Below are 15,032 nucleotides of genomic sequence, written 5' to 3'. Positions count from 1 at the left end.
CGGCCTACTGGACGCGGCCGGTCGGGCCGCCGTCGGCCGGGCCGGTCGTGTCGTCCCCGGGCAGGGCGGGGTCGTCGGTGGCGACCGGGCCCGCGACGGCCGGCTTGCGCACCTCGAGGACGGCCTGCCGGGCGAAGGTGACCACGACCCCCGGCGCGATCTCCAGGTCCACGGTGGTGTTCCCGAGGGCGACGACCGTGCCGTGCAGACCGGCGGTGGTCATCACCGGCGTGCCCGGGGTCAGCGACTCCTGCATCGCCTGGGCCTGGGCCTGCATCCGCTTGCGCTGCCGGGCCGGCAGGACGATGAGCAGGACGAAGGCCAGGGCCAGGAGGACGAGCGGGAAGTACTGCTCCACGACTGATGTGCCTCTCTACCGCGCGGTGCTCGCGCGGTGGGTGCGGTCCGGGACGGGACCGCTCGGGTGCGTCGGCTGCGGGGCACGCAGACGGCCGGGCACGGCGACCGGGCGGGACGCGCGCGGCCGCGGCCGGACGGGTTGCGCGCCAGCGTCCCGCAGTCTAGGCGTCGAAGAGGGTCTCTGACGACGATCCCGGGGCCGGTGGGTCTGCTGTGACCCGCCCGAGGGGGATGCCGCCGCGCGGAACCGGCTGGCCCAGGTGCTGCCAGGCGGCCTCGGTGGCCACCCGGCCACGCGGCGTGCGGGCCAGCAGCCCGGCGCGGACGAGGAACGGCTCGCACACCTCCTCGACGGTGTGCGGCTCCTCCCCCACGGCGACCGCGAGGGTGGCGACGCCGACCGGACCGCCGCCGAAACGCATGACCAGCGCCTCGAGGACGGCGCGGTCGAGGCGGTCCAGACCCAGGTGGTCGACGTCGTAGAGGGCGAGGGCGGCCTGGGCGACCTCGCGGGTCACCCGGCCGTCGGCACGGACCTCCGCGTAGTCGCGCACCCGGCGCAGCAGGCGGTTGGCGATCCGGGGCGTCCCGCGGGATCGGCCGGCGATCTCGGCCGACCCCTCCGGCGTGAGCTCCACGCCGAGCAGCGCGGCACTGCGGGCCAGCACCTGCTGCAGCTCGGCCGGCTCGTAGAACTCCATCTGCCCGACGAAACCGAACCGGTCGCGCAGCGGGCCGGTGAGCAGCCCCGCGCGCGTGGTGGCCCCGACCAGGGTGAACGGGTTGATCTCCAGCGGGATGGCGGTCGCGCCCGGCCCCTTGCCCACGACGACGTCGACCCGGAAGTCCTCCATCGCCATGTACAGCAGCTCCTCGGCCGGGCGGGCGATGCGGTGGATCTCGTCGATGAACAGCACGTCGCCGGGCGCCAGGTTGGACAGCATGGCGGCGAGGTCCCCGGAGCGCTCGATCGCCGGACCGCTGGTGATCTTCACCGACGTGCCGAGCTCCGAGCCGATGATCAGCGCGAGGCTGGTCTTCCCCAGCCCGGGCGGGCCGGACAGCAGCACGTGGTCCGGCGGCCGGCCGCGCCGCTTCGCGCCCTCCAGGACGAGGTCGAGCTGGCGGGCCACCTTCGGCTGGCCGATGAAGTCGGCCAGGGAGTGCGGCCGCAGCGCGGACTCGACGACCCGCTCGTCGTCACCGGCCTCGGCCGTCACCGGGTCGTACCGCGCGGCGCCGGCCTCGGCCGCGGACAGCTGCCGGTCGAACGGTGAGCTCATGACCGGCCCAGCATCCGCAGCGCCTGGCGCAGCAGGACGGCGACCTCCACCGACCCGGTCGCGACGACCTGCTCATCGGCGATCGGCGCGAGCGCGGCGACGGCGCCGTCGGCCTCCCTGCTCGTCCAGCCCAGGCCGACGAGGGCGGAGGCGAGCTGGTCCCGCCACGGCGCGACGGGGGTGACCGGGGGCAGCCCCGCGGTCGCCGGCCCGTCCAGCTGGGTGTCGGTCGTGGTGGCCCCCAGCCGGTCGCGGAGCTCGAGGATCAGCCGCTCGGCGCCCTTCTTGCCGATGCCGGGCACCTGCATGAGCGCCTTGACGTCGGCCATGGAGACCGCCCGGCGCACCTCGCGCGGCGGGTGGATCGCCAGCACCGCCTGCGCCAGCCGCGGACCCACGCCGTTGGCGGTCTGCAGCAGCTCGAACAGCTGGCGCTCGTCGTCGTCGGCGAAGCCGTACAGGGTCAGGGAGTCCTCCCGGACGACCAGGCTGGTCGACAGCCGGGCGCTCTCCCCCACCTGCAGGCGCGCGATCGTGCCGGGCGTGCACTGCACCGCCAGCCCGACGCCGCCGACCTCCACCACGGCGCCGTCGGGCGAGACCGCCGCGACCCGGCCGCTCACACTCGCGATCACCGTGTCCCTCCCGTCGTGCCCTGCTGCGCCGTCCGTCGCCGGACGCTCCCCCGGCACGTCACCGCGACACGCCCGTCCACCGCGGCAGCGTGGTGGAGCGCACCGGGGCACCGATGCCCCCGGCCAGCGCCGCCACCCGCAGCCGCTGCTGCGCCGGCCCACGCCAGACGTGGCACACCGCCAGCGCCAGCGCGTCGGCGGCGTCGGCGGGCTTCGGCGCGGACGCCAGCCCGAGCACGCGGGTGACCATGAGGGTGACCTGCTCCTTGTCGGCGCGGCCGCTGCCGGAGATGGCCGCCTTGACCTCGCTGGGGGTGTGCCAGGCGACCGGCCGGTCGGCCTGCGCCGCGGCCAGCGCGGCGACCCCGGCCGCCTGCGCGGTGCCCGTGGCGGTGCCCTTGTTGTTCTGCGTGAAGACCCGCTCGATGGCCACGACGTCGGGCCGGTGCTCGCGCAGCAGCCCGGTCACCGCGGTGTGCAGCTCGAGCAGCCGCAGCTCCAGGTCCAGCTCGGCCGCGGTGCGGACCACGCCCACGCCGACCGCCACCGGCCGCGCGCCGGGCCGCCCGTCGACCACGCCCCACCCGCACCGGGTGAGGCCCGGGTCGATCCCGAGCACCCGCATGGAGGCCCTCCCGCCGTCAGCCGAACTGGTGTTCGACCCACGCTAACCGCCCCCACCGACGGGAGGCCAGGCAACACGCGGTCGGTCGACGCCGGTGCGCCCGCCCGGTGGGGAGGTCTCGCCCGTCGACGGCCCGGGCGGCAGCCGCTGCCCGGGCCCGCCCCGCCCGGAGCGGGGCGGGTACCGACGGGCGGGTCCGCGAGTCCTCAGCCGACCTTCTCGAGGACCTCGTCGGACACGTCGTAGTTCGCGTACACGTTCTGCACGTCGTCGCAGTCCTCGAGGGCGTCGATGAGGCGGAAGACCTTCCCGGCCGCCTCCTCGTCGAGCTCCACGGTCACGCTGGGCACGAAGCCGGCCTCGGCGGAGTCGTAGTCGATACCGGCGTCCTGCAGCGCGCTGCGCACGGCGACGAGGTCGGCGGGCTCGCAGACGACCTCGAAGGAGTCGCCCTGGTCCCGGACCTCCTCGGCGCCCGCGTCGAGCACGGCCATGAGCACGGTGTCCTCGTCGACGGTGTCGGTCCTGGGCACCACGACCACGCCCTTGCGGGAGAAGAGGTAGGCGACCGAGCCGGGGTCCGCCATCGAGCCCCCGTTGCGGGTCATGGCGGTGCGCACCTCCATGGCCGACCGGTTCTTGTTGTCGGTGAGGCACTCGACCAGGACGGCGACACCACCGGCGGCGTAGCCCTCGTAGGTGATGCCCTGGTAGTCGACGCCGCCGGCCTCCAGGCCCGCCCCGCGCTTGACCGCGCGGTCGATGTTGTCGTTGGGCACCGAGCTCTTCTTCGCCTTCTGGATGGCGTCGTAGAGGGTCGGGTTGCCCGCGGGGTCACCGCCGCCGGTGCGCGCGGCCACCTCGATGTTCTTGATCAGCTTGGCGAAGAGCTTGCCGCGCTTGGCGTCGATGCCGGCCTTCTTGTGCTTCGTCGTCGCCCACTTGGAGTGGCCGCTCACGGGTGTCCCCTCTCGTCCCCGGCTGACGCGCCGGCCCTCTGGGCCAGGTGACGGCGGACGATGTCGACGAACAGCGCGTGCACCCGGCGGTCCCCGGTCAGTTCGGGGTGGAAGCTGGTGGCCACCAGGTCGCCCTGGCGGACGGCGACGATCCTACCGTCGGCCTCGCCGCCCACGACCCGCCCGAGCACCTGCACCCCCGGCCCGGCCTCCTCGACCCACGGCGCCCGGATGAACACCGCGTGCACCGGCCCCCCGGCCAGGCCCTCGAGGGCGACCTCGGACTCGAAGGAGTCCACCTGCCGGCCGAACGCGTTGCGGCGGACGGTGACGTCGAGCCCGCCGACGGTCACCTGGTCGGGCGGAGCGGCCCGCAGCCGGTCGGCGAGCAGGATCATCCCGGCGCAGGAGCCGTAGGCGGGCAGCCCGCCGGCGATCGCGGCGCGCAGCGGCTGCAGCAGGCCGAACCGGTCGGCCAGCTTGCCGATCGTCGTCGACTCGCCGCCGGGGAGCACGATGCCGTCGACCCCGGCGAGCTCCTCCGGACGCCGCACCGTGACCGCGGTCGCGCCCAGAGCGCGCGCGGCGGCCAGGTGCTCACGGACGTCGCCCTGCAGGGCCAGCACGCCGATGACGGGAGCGCGGGTGTCGGGCACGACGCACCAGGCTACGGCCCGGCCACCCGGGTCGAGCTCCAGGTGAGCAGCCGCTCCAGGGGCCCCTGTCCCAGCCGCAGGCGCCAGACCGAGGTCACCACCAGGGCGGTGAGGGTGAAGCGGACCCACACGTCCCAGCCCGGCTGGGTCGGGAGGTCGAGCAGCCAGATGGCCACGATCTGCGCCGTGTAGACCGACAGCGCCATCGACCCGACAGCGGCGACCGGCCAGGTGGGCCACGGGAGGACGTCGGCCAGGACCAGGCACAGGCCGATGGCCGCGACCGCCACCCCGGCCGAGCCGATCAGCTCGAACGGCGTCCCGCTGTGCGGCTCGGCCCCGGCGAACCACGCGGCGTCCCACGTGCCGTCCCGGCCGAACCCCTGCGCCATCCCGGTGAGGGGGCGGCCCGGTCCGACCCGGGCGGTGCTCAGCCACCCGCCGAGGTACCCCACCGCGGCCGCGACGGCACCGCCGGCCACCAGCGAGGCCCGCACCCGCGGGGAGCGGAGGTCGCTGCGGCCGACCGCGAGGCCCACGAGCACGAAGGACCACCAGATCAGCGCCGGGTAGGTGCCGGTGACGGTCAGGGAGGCGAACGCCGACCGCGACCGGTCCTGGGCCGTCACCCACTGGCCGATCTCGAGCACGAGGAACGGCCCGGCCACCGCGACGACCCCGGCCAGCAGCAGCAGCCACCGGCGGGACCACCGCAGGAACGGCAGCGCCAGCACGAAGAGCACCGCGTAGACGCCGAGGATGATCGCCACGAACGTGCCGAGCACCTCGAGGACACCGCCGATGGCGAACACCCAGGCCGCCCGCACGAGGATGCGGGACCGCGCCCGGGCGAGCTCCCGGCCCGAGGCCGGGGTGGCGCCGCCGGAGAGCAGCGCGATCGACACCCCGGCCAGGGTGGCGAAGAGGATCGACGACCGGCCCTCCACGACGGGGGCCCACGAGTCCGGCGTCCAGCCCAGGTCGCCCCGGGGACCCAGGTGGGCCCCGAACATCCCGAGGACGGCGAGCCCGCGTGCGACGTCCAGGCCGGCGATGCGACCCGGCACCGGGCGTTCCCCGGTGGGCCGGTCGGCGACGCGCGTGGACTGCAGGGTCACGCGGGCCCCTCGCCGGCGCTGGTCGCCCCGGCGCTCACCAGCCGCGGGTGGCGTACCGCTCGCCCTCGGGCAGCGTGGCGACGTTGATCCCGACCATGGCCTCGCCCAGGCCGCGGGAGACCTTGGCGATCACGGCGGGGTCGTCGAAGAAGGTGGTGGCCTGCACGATGGCCGCGGCCCGCTGCGCCGGGTCGCCGGACTTGAAGATGCCCGAGCCGACGAACACGCCCTCGGCGCCCAGCTGCATCATCATCGCGGCGTCCGCCGGGGTGGCGATGCCGCCTGCGGTGAACAGCACGACCGGCAGCTTGCCGAGCCGGGCCACCTCGGTGACGAGGTCGTACGGCGCGCGCAGCTCCTTGGCGGCGACGAACAGCTCGGTCTCGTCGAGGGTGCCCAGCCGGCGGATGCCGGCCCGGATGGCCCGCATGTGCCGCACCGCCTCGACGACGTTGCCGGTGCCGGCCTCGCCCTTGGAACGGACCATGGCCGCGCCCTCGGCGATCCGCCGCAGCGCCTCGCCGAGTTCCGTGGCGCCGCAGACGAAGGGCACGGTGAACTCGCTCTTGGCGATGTGGTGGGCCTCGTCGGCCGGGGTGAGCACCTCGGACTCGTCGATGTAGTCCACCCCGAGGCTCTGCAGGACCTGCGCCTCGACGAAGTGACCGATGCGCGCCTTGGCCATCACCGGGATGGAGACCGCGTCGATGATCCCGGCGATCATGTCCGGGTCGCTCATGCGGGCGATGCCGCCCTGGGCGCGGATGTCGGCGGGCACCCGCTCCAGCGCCATGACGGCGACCGCTCCGGCGTCCTCGGCGATCCTCGCCTGCTCGGGGGTGACGACGTCCATGATCACGCCGCCCTTGAGCTGCTCGGCCATGCCGCGCTTGACGGCCTCGGTGCCGGTGCCGGTGCCGGCCTCGGGGCCCGGGGTACGGGGATGGGTTGCGCTGTGCTCTGCCACGGTTGCTGCCTCGGAACTCGACGGGGGTGTGCGGCAGGGATGCTACGGCCCTCAGGGCCGTGGTCGCCCGGCCCCGGAGGCGCTGCTGGTGACCTCGCGCAGACCGTCCTCGATGTCGAAGAAGCGCGGCAGCGGGCGGGAGGCGTGCAGCCGCAGCAACCCGGTGAGCCGGCGGGTGCGCAGCAGGTGGGTGTCGCGCACCGCGTCGTTGTAGAACCGCCGGGCCAGGCCGATCCGGGTGGCGGTGCCCTCCAGGTCCGCGCGCAGGGCGGCGGGCACGCCGGGCAGGTCGGCCGGCAGGTCGCGCAGCTCGCGGCCCAGGGCGTTCTCGGCCAGCTCCCGGTCACCGGCGGGGACCGACCGCGCCTCGGCGGCCGCCGCGGCGAGCCGGGCGGCACGGTCCTCCCCCACCGCGGCGGCGTGGTCGCGGGCCAGCTCCGCGGCGAGCCCGGCCCGCCGCCGCAGCTGGGTGTCCAGGGCGGTCCAGGCGCGGTCGGCGCGCGCCTCCAGGCGGCGCAGCCGCGTCAGCGTCCAGCCCGCCCAGGCCGCCAGGAGCACGACCACCGCTGCCAGCGCGCACAGCAGCCAGACGTCGGGGGTCACGGCGGGGAAGGTTATCGCTGGACCCACCGGCGCAGGGCGGTCCGCAGCGGGGCGCCGGCGGTGTCGTCGCCCTCATCCGCCACCGCGGGCAGCGCGGCCAGCTCGTCGTCGTCGTCCGACGCGGTCACCTCGCCCGCGCCCGGGAGGACGACGGTCTCGTAGACGGCGAGGATCCGGCGGGCCACCACCGACCAGTCGTAGCCCGCGGCCGCCCGCGATGCGGTGGCCGACAGCCGGGACCGCCGCGCCGGGTCGGCCAGCAGGTCGGACAGGGCCGTGGCCAGCTCGCGGGCGTCACCGCGGCGCACCAGCACCCCGGCCGCGCCGTCCTCGAGCACCGCGGCGAAGGCGTCCAGGTCGCTGGCGACGATCGGCGCCCCGGCGGCCATGGCCTCGATGAGGATGATCCCGAAGGACTCCCCCAGCAGGTTCGGCGCGCAGTACACGTCGACCGACCGCAGGAAGGCGCCCTTCTCCTCCTCGCTGAGGACGCCCAGCAGCGAGACGTGCGGGCGCAGGTCGTCGCCGAGCAGCTCGCGGACGTCGTCGGGATCACCCCGGCCGGCGATCAGCAGCTGCGCCCCCGGGTGCCGCCGGACGACGGTGCGCATCGCCTCCAGCAGCACCGGGAGGCCCTTGCGGGGCTCGTCGTACCGGCCGAGGAAGCCGATCGTCGGCCCGTCGACGCCGCGGGTGTGCCCCGGCAGGCACGGGCCGGTGGCGAAGGCGCCGACGTGGACCCCGTTGGGGATGATCACCGCGTCCCCGCCCAGGTGCTCGACCTGCACCCGCCGGGCGAAGTCGGAGACGGCGATCCGCCCGCTGATCCGCTCCAGCCACGGGCGGATGACCGGCCCCCACGCGGCCAGCCACTTGGACCGGATGGTGGCCGCGTGGAAGGTCGCCACGATCGGCCCCTTGGCGATCATGCACACGAGCAGGCCGGTCGACGGCGGCGCCGGGTCGTGCACGTGGACGACGTCGAAGTGCCCCTCCCGCAGCCACCGGCGTACCCGCGCGGCCGACACGGGCCCGAACTGCACGCTGGCCATCGAGCCGTTGTACGGGACGGGGACGGCGCGCCCGGCCCAGGTGACGTGCTCGGCCGGCAGCGACTCCTCGCGCTCGGCGGGGGTGAGCACCTCGACGTGGTGTCCCATCCCGCGCAGCGTCTCGGCCAGGTCGCGCACGTGGTACTGGACGCCGCCAGGGACGTCCCACTGGTAGGGGCAGACCAGCCCGATCCGCATCAGCGCGGCTCCCGGGCGACCCCGTCCGGCGCACCCGTCGGGATGTCGTCCGCCGGACCGGTCGGGACGGCGTCCGGGGTCACGTCGGGCCAGATGCGCCCGAGCACGTGCCAGTCCTCCGGCTGCGTGGCGATGCCCTCGGCGAACGCGTCGGCCACCCCCTGCATCGCCGTGGCGACCCGGTCGCGCAGCCGGCCGGGGCCGTCGACCGGCACCTCCGGGGAGAAGACCAGCCGCCAGCCGCGCGGGGTGAACTGGCAGACGGTGGGCACGAGCGGGGCACCGGTCCGCGCGGCCAGCACCGCCGCTCCCCCGGGCATGGTCGCCGGCCGGCCGAAGAACGACACCGGCACGCCGCCCGGACCGAGGTTCCGGTCGACCAGCAGGCAGGTCACGCCGCCGTCGGTCAGCCACTCGCGCAGCACCTCGGTGCTCGGCCGGGGCCCGCCGGTCAGCGGCACCACGCGCATCCCCAGCGACTCGCGGTAGTCGAGGAAGCGGCGGTAGAGGGACTCCGGGCGCAGCCGCTCGGCGACGGTCATGAACGGCCCGCCCAGGTGGTCGACGAACCAGACCCCGGCGGCGTCCCAGTTGCCGCTGTGCGGCAGCACCATCACCAGGCCGGCGCCGCGCGCGCGGGCCCGCTCCAGGTGCTCGCCGCCGACGACCTCCGTCCCGGCGACGATGCGCCCGGTGGACAGCCGCGGCAGCCGGAAGGCCTCCTGCCAGTAGCGGGCGTAGGAGCGCACCGCCCGGGTGGTGAGCTCATCGAGCTCGCCGTCGGTGAGTCGCCCACCGGTGGCGACCCCGAGGTTGGCGCGCAGCTGCCGGACGCCCCGGCCCTGCCGGCTCGCGGCCCACCGCCCGGCGGCGTCGAAGGCCCCGCGGGCCACCGGCTCGGGCAGCAGCTTCACCGCACCCCACCCGGCCGCGAAGCCCAGGTCGGTGACCCGGGCGCCGGCCCGGGCCCGCAGGCCGGGGCGGTCGGGCACCACCGACAGCCCCGACGGGGTCCCCCGGCCGGTCCCCGCCGGGGACGCGTCGCTCACGGCGCCGGCTGCCCGGACGGCGGCGTCGACGGCAGCGGCCGCCCGCGCCCCGCCCGGTGGACGGCGGCGAAGCGCTGGCCGACGGTGACGGCGCTGCCCACCAGGAGCACCCACAGCGTCACGTGCAGGGCGTACGGGATGCCCAGGCCGGTGAAGCCGGTGCCGACGAGCACCAGGATCAGCCGCTCGGTGCGCTCGACGATCCCGACGTCGCAGGCCAGGCCGACGCCCTCGGCGCGCGCCTTGACGTAGGAGGTGAGCACCCCGAGCACGAGGCAGACCAGGGCCAGCAGCACCAGCAGCCGGTTGTCGCCCTCGCCCGAGTACCACCACACCAGCGCACCGAAGACGGCGGCGTCGGCGGCGCGGTCGCCGGTGGAGTCCAGCACCGCCCCGAACAGCGAGCCGCCGCCCCGGGCGCGGGCCAGGGCGCCGTCGAGCATGTCCAGCAGCACGAACACCGTGACGGTGAACGCGCCCCAGAACAGGTGCCCGGTGGCGATCAGCCCGACCGCGCCGGCGATGGCCCCGAGCGTGCCGACGAGGGTCACGACGTCCGCGGTGACGCCGAGGCGCAGCAGCCGGGTGACCACCGGAGCCCAGAACCGGCCGACCGCGGCCCGCGCGTTGACGCCGAGCACTCAGTCCTCCCGGGGTGCAGCGGGCCCGCCCTCGGCGGGCCAGTGCTGCGCCAGCAGCGCGCGGGTCTCCCGCAGCACCTGCGGCAGCACCCGGGTGAGGCCGATGACCGGCATGAAGTTGGTGTCGCCACCCCAGCGCGGCACGGCGTGCTGGTGCAGGTGGTCGGCGATGCCGGCGCCGGCGACCGACCCCTGGTTCATGCCGATGTTGAACCCGTGCGCCCCGGACACCGCGCGCACCACCCGCATCGCCGTCTGGGTGAACCGGCCCAGCTCGGCGACCTCCGCGGGCGTCAGGTCGGTGTAGTCGGGCACGTGCCGGTACGGGACCAGCATCAGGTGGCCGGCGTTGTACGGGTACAGGTTGAGCACCGCGAAGACCAGCTCGCCGCGGGCGACGACCAGCCCCTCCTCGTCGTCCATCTGCGGGATCAGGCAGAACGGGCAGTCGTGCGCGCCCGTGGGCTTGCCCTCGCCGCGGATGTAGGCCATCCGGTACGGCGTCCACAGGTGCTCGAAGACCGTGGCCGGGCCGCCGTCGTCACTGGGGACGGCGACCCGGAAGGCCTCGGTGTTCCCGGCCCCACCCGCCGTGGTGCTCATCCGGCCACCAGCGCCTCGGCGGTCGGGTCGGTGTTGGCCCGGCCCGCCACCCACTGCGTGATCGCGGCGACCGCCTGGTCGACGGGGACGCCGTTGTGCTGGCTGCCGTCGCGGAAGCGGAAGGAGACCGCGCCGGCCTCGGCGTCGGTGGCCCCGGCGATGAGCACGAAGGGCACCTTCTGCTTGCTCGCGGTGCGGATCTTCTTCTGCATGCGGTCGTCGGAGTCGTCCACCTCCACCCGGATGCCCCGCGCGCGCAGCTGCAGCGCGACGTCGGTCAGGTAGGGCACCTGCTCGTCGGTCACCGGGATGCCGACCACCTGCACCGGCGCGAGCCAGGCGGGGAACGCACCGGCGTAGTGCTCGGTGAGGACGCCGAAGAACCGCTCGATCGAGCCGAACTTCGCCGAGTGGATCATCACCGGCTGCTGCCGGGTCCCGTCGGCGGCGCTGAACTCCAGGCCGAACCGGGCCGGCTGGTTGAAGTCGTACTGGATGGTCGACATCTGCCAGGTGCGACCGATGGCGTCGCGGGCCTGCACCGAGATCTTGGGGCCGTAGTACGCAGCGCCGCCCGGGTCGGGGACGAGCTCCAGCCCGGTCTCCCTCGCGGCGTCCTCGAGCACCTGGGTGGCGACCGCCCACTCCTCGTCCGAGCCGATGAACTTGGGCGAGTCGTCGCGGGTGGACAGCTCCAGGTAGTAGTCGTCGAGGCCGAAGTCGCGCAGCAGCCCGAGCACGAACGCCAGCAGGTGCCGGATCTCGCCCGGCGCCTGCTCCGGGGTGACGTAGCTGTGCGAGTCGTCCTGGGCGAAGCCGCGCACCCGGGTCAGGCCGTGCACCACGCCGGACTTCTCGTACCGGTACACCGACCCGAACTCGAACAGGCGCAGCGGCAGCTCGCGGTAGGACCGCCCGCGCGACTGGTAGATCAGGTTGTGCATCGGGCAGTTCATGGCCTTGAGGTAGTACTTCGAGTTGTCCAGCTCCAGGGCCGGGAACATGGTGTCCTCGTAGTACGGCAGGTGCCCGGAGGTCTCGAACAACCCGCCCTTGGAGATGTGCGGGGTGCCGACGTACTCGAAGCCCTCCTCGATGTGCCTGCGGCGGACGTAGTCCTCCATCTCCCGCTTGACCACCCCGCCCCTCGGGTGGAAGACGGGCAGGCCCGAGCCGATCTCGTCGGGGAAGCTGAACAGGTCCAGCTCGACGCCGAGGCGCCGGTGGTCGCGGCGCTCGGCCTCGGCCAGGTGCTCCAGGTACGCCTTGTGCGCCTCCTTGCTCTCCCAGGCGGTGCCGTAGACCCGCTGCAGCTGCGGGTTCTTCTCGCTGCCCCGCCAGTAGGCGGCGGCCGAGCGGGTCAGGGAGAACGCCGGGATGGCGCTGGTGCGCGGCACGTGGGGGCCGCGGCACAGGTCGGTCCAGACCCGCTCGCCGGTGCGGGCGTCGAGGTTGTCGTACATGGTCAGCTGGGCGCCGCCGACCTCGACGTCGGCGCCCTCGGCCGACTCCCCCGCTCCGCCCTTGAGCCCGATCAGCTCGAGCTTGTACGGCTCGTGCGCCAGCTCGGCCTCCGCGTCGGCGTCGCTGATCTCGCGGCGGGCGAACCGCTGCCCGGCCCGGACGATCTCCTGCATCCGCTTCTCGAGGGCCTCGAGGTCCTCGGGGGTGAAGGGCCGCTCCGGGTCGAAGTCGTAGTAGAAGCCGTTCTCCACCGGGGGGCCGATGCCCAGCCGGGTGCCCGGGAACAGGTCCTGCACCGCCTGGGCGAGCACGTGCGCGGTCGAGTGCCGGATCACCGCGCGGCCCTCGGGACTGGCCGCGGGCACCGGCTCGACCTCCGCGTCGGCGTCGGGCACCCAGGCCAGGTCCTTGAGGTCACCGGTGGCCACGTCGCGGACGACGACCGCCCCGCCGGGGCCCTTCAGCGGCACCCCGGCCTGCTTGAGCGCGTCCTGGGCCGTCGTCCCTGCCGGCACCCGGACGGGACCGACGGCGGTGGGCGAGGGCGGGGTCGACACGAGTGCGCTCCAGGGTCTTCGACGGCGGTCACGCCCGGCGGCCCGGGCGCTGCTCGACACAACGTATGCGCCGGCCACTCCGAGCCTAGTGCGCGGCGCAGGTCACCCCGAGACGATTGCCAGGCCGGCGGCGACCGCGCCGCGGCGGTCGAGGACCTCGGCGACGCGGGCCGCGGTGGCCGGGTCGGCCGGCACGACCTGCACCGCGTCACGACGGCGGTCGATCCGCAGCGGCACCGCCTCGGCCCGGCTGACGGCGAACCGGCCGTCGGCGCCGCGGGTGAAGGTGAACCGCGCCGCGACCGAGTCCTCGGTCGGGAACCCGCGGGTGGCGTGCTCGGCCAGGTGGTTGCCCAGACCGTAGGCGACCCACTCGCCGTCGATCCGCTCGAACGGCTGGACGACGTGGGCGTGGTGGCCCAGCACCAGGTCGACGTCCGGGGAGGCGAGCAGGGTGCGCACCGCCTGTTCCTGGGCCGCGGTGGGGTCGTGCTGGTACTCGCGGCAGCAGTGCAGGCTGGCCACGACGATCTCGGCGCCGGCGGCGCGGGCCCGGGCGGCGGCGGCCAGGACACCCGAGACGTCGGGCACGTCGGCGACGTCCACCGCCCACGGCCGCCCGGGCGGCAGCGGCACCCCGTTGAGGCCCGAGGTCGCCGCGACCGACGCCACCTGCACCCCGCCGGCGTCGACGACCACCGGCGCGGTGCTCTCGGCCTCGGTGCGGTGCGTGCCGGCGGAGGCGATCCCGGCCGCGTCGAGCACGTCCGAGGTGCGGACCAGGCCGTCCATGCCGTCGTCGAGCGAGTGGTTCGACGCCGTCGTGCACAGGTCGTACCCGGCGCCGGCGAGCGCCTCGACGACCTGCGGCTGGACGGCGAAGCCCGGGTACCCGCGGTAGGGCCCACCCTCCGGGGCGACCGGCGTCTCCAGGTGGCAGATCGCGAGGTCCGCCGCGCCGATCAGCGGGGCCACCGGCGCGAACACGTCGGTGAAGTCGTGGCCGCCGTCCCCGGTGGCCGCGCCGGCGACCAGCGCGCCGTCCTGGTGGACCAGCACGTCGCCGGTCGCGAGGAGGGTGACGCTGTCGGCCGCCACCGGCGTGGGGGCCGTCGACGAGGAGGCCGCCGGGGGGTGGTCCCCCGCCACGTCGTGCGCCCGGTCCTCCGCGCCGCAGCCGGCCAGCAGGAGCGCCAGGCCCAGCGCGGCCGGCGCGCCGCGGCCGGCGGTCACGCGCCCGGCTGGGGAGCGCACACCTCGACCGCGTCCCCGACGCGCACCCGTCCGGGGGTGCGCACGTCGGCGTAGACGCCCAGGCAGTGCTTCGGCGTGCGGGTGACGACGAGCTGCACCCCGCCGATCCGGAGCGTGCGGCCGACCCAGCGGCGCTCGTCCTCACCCTCGGGCAGGTCGAGCAGGACGTTGGCGCGGGGGTCGTCGGCCGAGCAGCCCTCGGGGACCTCGCCGTCCGCGGCCCGGGCGATCGCCGCCCGGCTGACCAGGTGCACCGCCGCCGCGTCGACCTGCGCCACCCCGGCCCGCTCCAGCCGCACCGGCCGCCCGAGCACCTCGGTCAGCGTGGTCGTGTCGGCCTCGGCGTCCCCGGTGGCGACGACGCCGGCCATGGCGGGGGTGCCCTTGACCGTCACCCGCTCCCCCGTGGCCGTGTCGACGACCACCCACGCGCGGTCGCCGGCCAGCCCGCCCGGACCGACCTCCGCCGCTGCGACGTCCCGCCCGCCCAGGCTCTTGACCGGGTACACCGTGAGCTGCCGGACCCTGCCCGTCTCGGTCACGACGCGACCGTACGGCCTCCGGGAACGGCGCCGTCGGGGTCGCGGCGGCGCAGCCGGCGCAGCTGGGCGTCGAGGTAGGGCCGCGCCCGCCGCTGGCCGCCCTCGCGGGCGATGGCGGCCTGCAACGCGGCGAGGACGCGTGCCAGCCGCGGGGCGTCGGCCGGCCAGCCGCGGCGTCGGCACTCCTCCAGCCAGTCGACCGGCGTGCGGTGGCCGCGCTCGGCGTTGCACCGGCGGCAGGCGGCCACCTCGTTCTCCAGCCACGACGGCCCGCCCTTGACCCGGGGGACGACGTGGTCGGTGGTGGGCGTGACCAGACCGCCGAAGCGACGGCCGCACCAGGTGCAGGTGCCGCCGTCCCGCTCGAGGACCGCCTCCAGCCGCTCGCTGCGCCCGGGCGCCCGCGACGGGGCCGGTTCGGGATCGGGCGGGGGCCGGCGCGGGGACATCTCGCCCATGGTCCCCC

17 protein-coding genes are annotated in these 15,032 nt (G+C 75.6%); all 17 read right to left on the bottom strand.

Annotation, left to right across the window (positions count from 1 at the left end; genetic code table 11):
- Positions 1-4 precede the first annotated feature (4 nt).
- Positions 5-358 carry a preprotein translocase subunit YajC gene (gene yajC / locus ACI78V_RS11940; RefSeq protein ID WP_456851116.1) on the bottom strand — a complete coding sequence of 118 codons (354 nt, stop codon included), beginning with the start codon at positions 356-358 and terminating at the stop codon, positions 5-7.
- Between the two features lie 163 nt (positions 359-521).
- Positions 522-1,643 carry a Holliday junction branch migration DNA helicase RuvB gene (gene ruvB, locus ACI78V_RS11935; RefSeq protein ID WP_456851115.1) on the bottom strand — a complete coding sequence of 374 codons (1,122 nt, stop codon included), beginning with the start codon at positions 1,641-1,643 and terminating at the stop codon, positions 522-524.
- Complete coding sequence (ruvA, locus tag ACI78V_RS11930) at positions 1,640-2,278, bottom strand: Holliday junction branch migration protein RuvA (protein WP_456851114.1); 639 nt, start codon at positions 2,276-2,278, stop codon at positions 1,640-1,642. Before ruvA ends, ruvB begins: the two co-directional genes overlap by 4 nt.
- 58 nt (positions 2,279-2,336) lie before the next feature.
- Positions 2,337-2,903 carry a crossover junction endodeoxyribonuclease RuvC gene (ruvC, locus tag ACI78V_RS11925; RefSeq protein ID WP_456851113.1) on the bottom strand — a complete coding sequence of 189 codons (567 nt, stop codon included), beginning with the start codon at positions 2,901-2,903 and terminating at the stop codon, positions 2,337-2,339.
- 206 nt (positions 2,904-3,109) lie between these two features.
- Positions 3,110-3,862, bottom strand: coding sequence for a YebC/PmpR family DNA-binding transcriptional regulator (locus ACI78V_RS11920; protein ID WP_456851112.1), 753 nt, complete (start codon positions 3,860-3,862; stop codon positions 3,110-3,112).
- Entirely contained in the window at positions 3,859-4,518 is a 660-nt protein-coding gene (gene pdxT, locus ACI78V_RS11915; protein WP_456851111.1) for a pyridoxal 5'-phosphate synthase glutaminase subunit PdxT, read from the bottom strand. The genes ACI78V_RS11920 and pdxT overlap by 4 nt, the downstream gene beginning before the upstream one ends.
- 11 nt (positions 4,519-4,529) lie before the next feature.
- Complete coding sequence (locus ACI78V_RS11910; RefSeq protein ID WP_456851110.1) at positions 4,530-5,636, bottom strand: heparan-alpha-glucosaminide N-acetyltransferase domain-containing protein; 1,107 nt, start codon at positions 5,634-5,636, stop codon at positions 4,530-4,532.
- Between the two features lie 34 nt (positions 5,637-5,670).
- Positions 5,671-6,603 carry a pyridoxal 5'-phosphate synthase lyase subunit PdxS gene (gene pdxS, locus ACI78V_RS11905; protein WP_456851109.1) on the bottom strand — a complete coding sequence of 311 codons (933 nt, stop codon included), beginning with the start codon at positions 6,601-6,603 and terminating at the stop codon, positions 5,671-5,673.
- A gap of 51 nt (positions 6,604-6,654) precedes the next feature.
- Positions 6,655-7,206, bottom strand: a complete 552-nt coding sequence (locus ACI78V_RS11900) for a hypothetical protein (RefSeq protein ID WP_456851108.1) — start codon at positions 7,204-7,206, stop codon at positions 6,655-6,657.
- A gap of 11 nt (positions 7,207-7,217) precedes the next feature.
- Positions 7,218-8,456, bottom strand: a complete 1,239-nt coding sequence (locus ACI78V_RS11895; RefSeq protein WP_456851107.1) for a glycosyltransferase family 4 protein — start codon at positions 8,454-8,456, stop codon at positions 7,218-7,220.
- Positions 8,456-9,505: a phosphatidylinositol mannoside acyltransferase gene (locus ACI78V_RS11890; protein ID WP_456851106.1), complete on the bottom strand. Its 1,050-nt coding sequence runs from the start codon at positions 9,503-9,505 to the stop codon at positions 8,456-8,458. Before ACI78V_RS11890 ends, ACI78V_RS11895 begins: the two co-directional genes overlap by 1 nt.
- Positions 9,502-10,146 (bottom strand): phosphatidylinositol phosphate synthase, encoded by a 645-nt coding sequence (gene pgsA, locus ACI78V_RS11885; RefSeq protein WP_456851105.1) that lies wholly within the window; start codon positions 10,144-10,146, stop codon positions 9,502-9,504. Before pgsA ends, ACI78V_RS11890 begins: the two co-directional genes overlap by 4 nt.
- On the bottom strand, positions 10,147-10,749 hold the full coding sequence (locus tag ACI78V_RS11880) for an HIT family protein (RefSeq protein WP_456851104.1): 603 nt from the start codon (positions 10,747-10,749) through the stop codon (positions 10,147-10,149).
- Entirely contained in the window at positions 10,746-12,770 is a 2,025-nt protein-coding gene (gene thrS, locus ACI78V_RS11875) for a threonine--tRNA ligase (RefSeq protein WP_456851103.1), read from the bottom strand. The genes ACI78V_RS11880 and thrS overlap by 4 nt, the downstream gene beginning before the upstream one ends.
- A gap of 102 nt (positions 12,771-12,872) precedes the next feature.
- The gene (locus ACI78V_RS11870) at positions 12,873-14,003 is read right to left on the bottom strand and encodes a CapA family protein (RefSeq protein ID WP_456851102.1); all 1,131 of its coding nucleotides are present in this window, start codon (positions 14,001-14,003) and stop codon (positions 12,873-12,875) included.
- The gene (locus ACI78V_RS11865) at positions 14,000-14,566 is read right to left on the bottom strand and encodes an MOSC N-terminal beta barrel domain-containing protein (protein WP_456851101.1); all 567 of its coding nucleotides are present in this window, start codon (positions 14,564-14,566) and stop codon (positions 14,000-14,002) included. The genes ACI78V_RS11870 and ACI78V_RS11865 overlap by 4 nt, the downstream gene beginning before the upstream one ends.
- Entirely contained in the window at positions 14,563-15,024 is a 462-nt protein-coding gene (locus tag ACI78V_RS11860) for an HNH endonuclease (RefSeq protein ID WP_456851100.1), read from the bottom strand. Before ACI78V_RS11860 ends, ACI78V_RS11865 begins: the two co-directional genes overlap by 4 nt.
- Positions 15,025-15,032 lie beyond the last annotated feature (8 nt).

Source organism: Geodermatophilus sp. SYSU D00742, from assembly GCF_054049935.1.
The sequence above is the reverse complement of the archived record's forward strand: the minus strand, read 5'-3'. Positions and strand labels throughout refer to the sequence as shown.

Excerpts from the sequence above, each read along its gene's own strand:
- ruvC (WP_456851113.1), bottom strand. The coding sequence starts at position 2,903 with ATGCGGGTGCTCGGGATCGACCCGGGCCTCACCCGGTGCGGGTGGGGC.
- ruvB (WP_456851115.1), bottom strand. The coding sequence starts at position 1,643 with ATGAGCTCACCGTTCGACCGGCAGCTGTCCGCGGCCGAGGCCGGCGCC.
- ACI78V_RS11860 (WP_456851100.1), bottom strand. The coding sequence starts at position 15,024 with ATGGGCGAGATGTCCCCGCGCCGGCCCCCGCCCGATCCCGAACCGGCC.
- ACI78V_RS11880 (WP_456851104.1), bottom strand. The coding sequence starts at position 10,749 with ATGAGCACCACGGCGGGTGGGGCCGGGAACACCGAGGCCTTCCGGGTC.
- ACI78V_RS11895 (WP_456851107.1), bottom strand. The coding sequence starts at position 8,456 with ATGCGGATCGGGCTGGTCTGCCCCTACCAGTGGGACGTCCCTGGCGGC.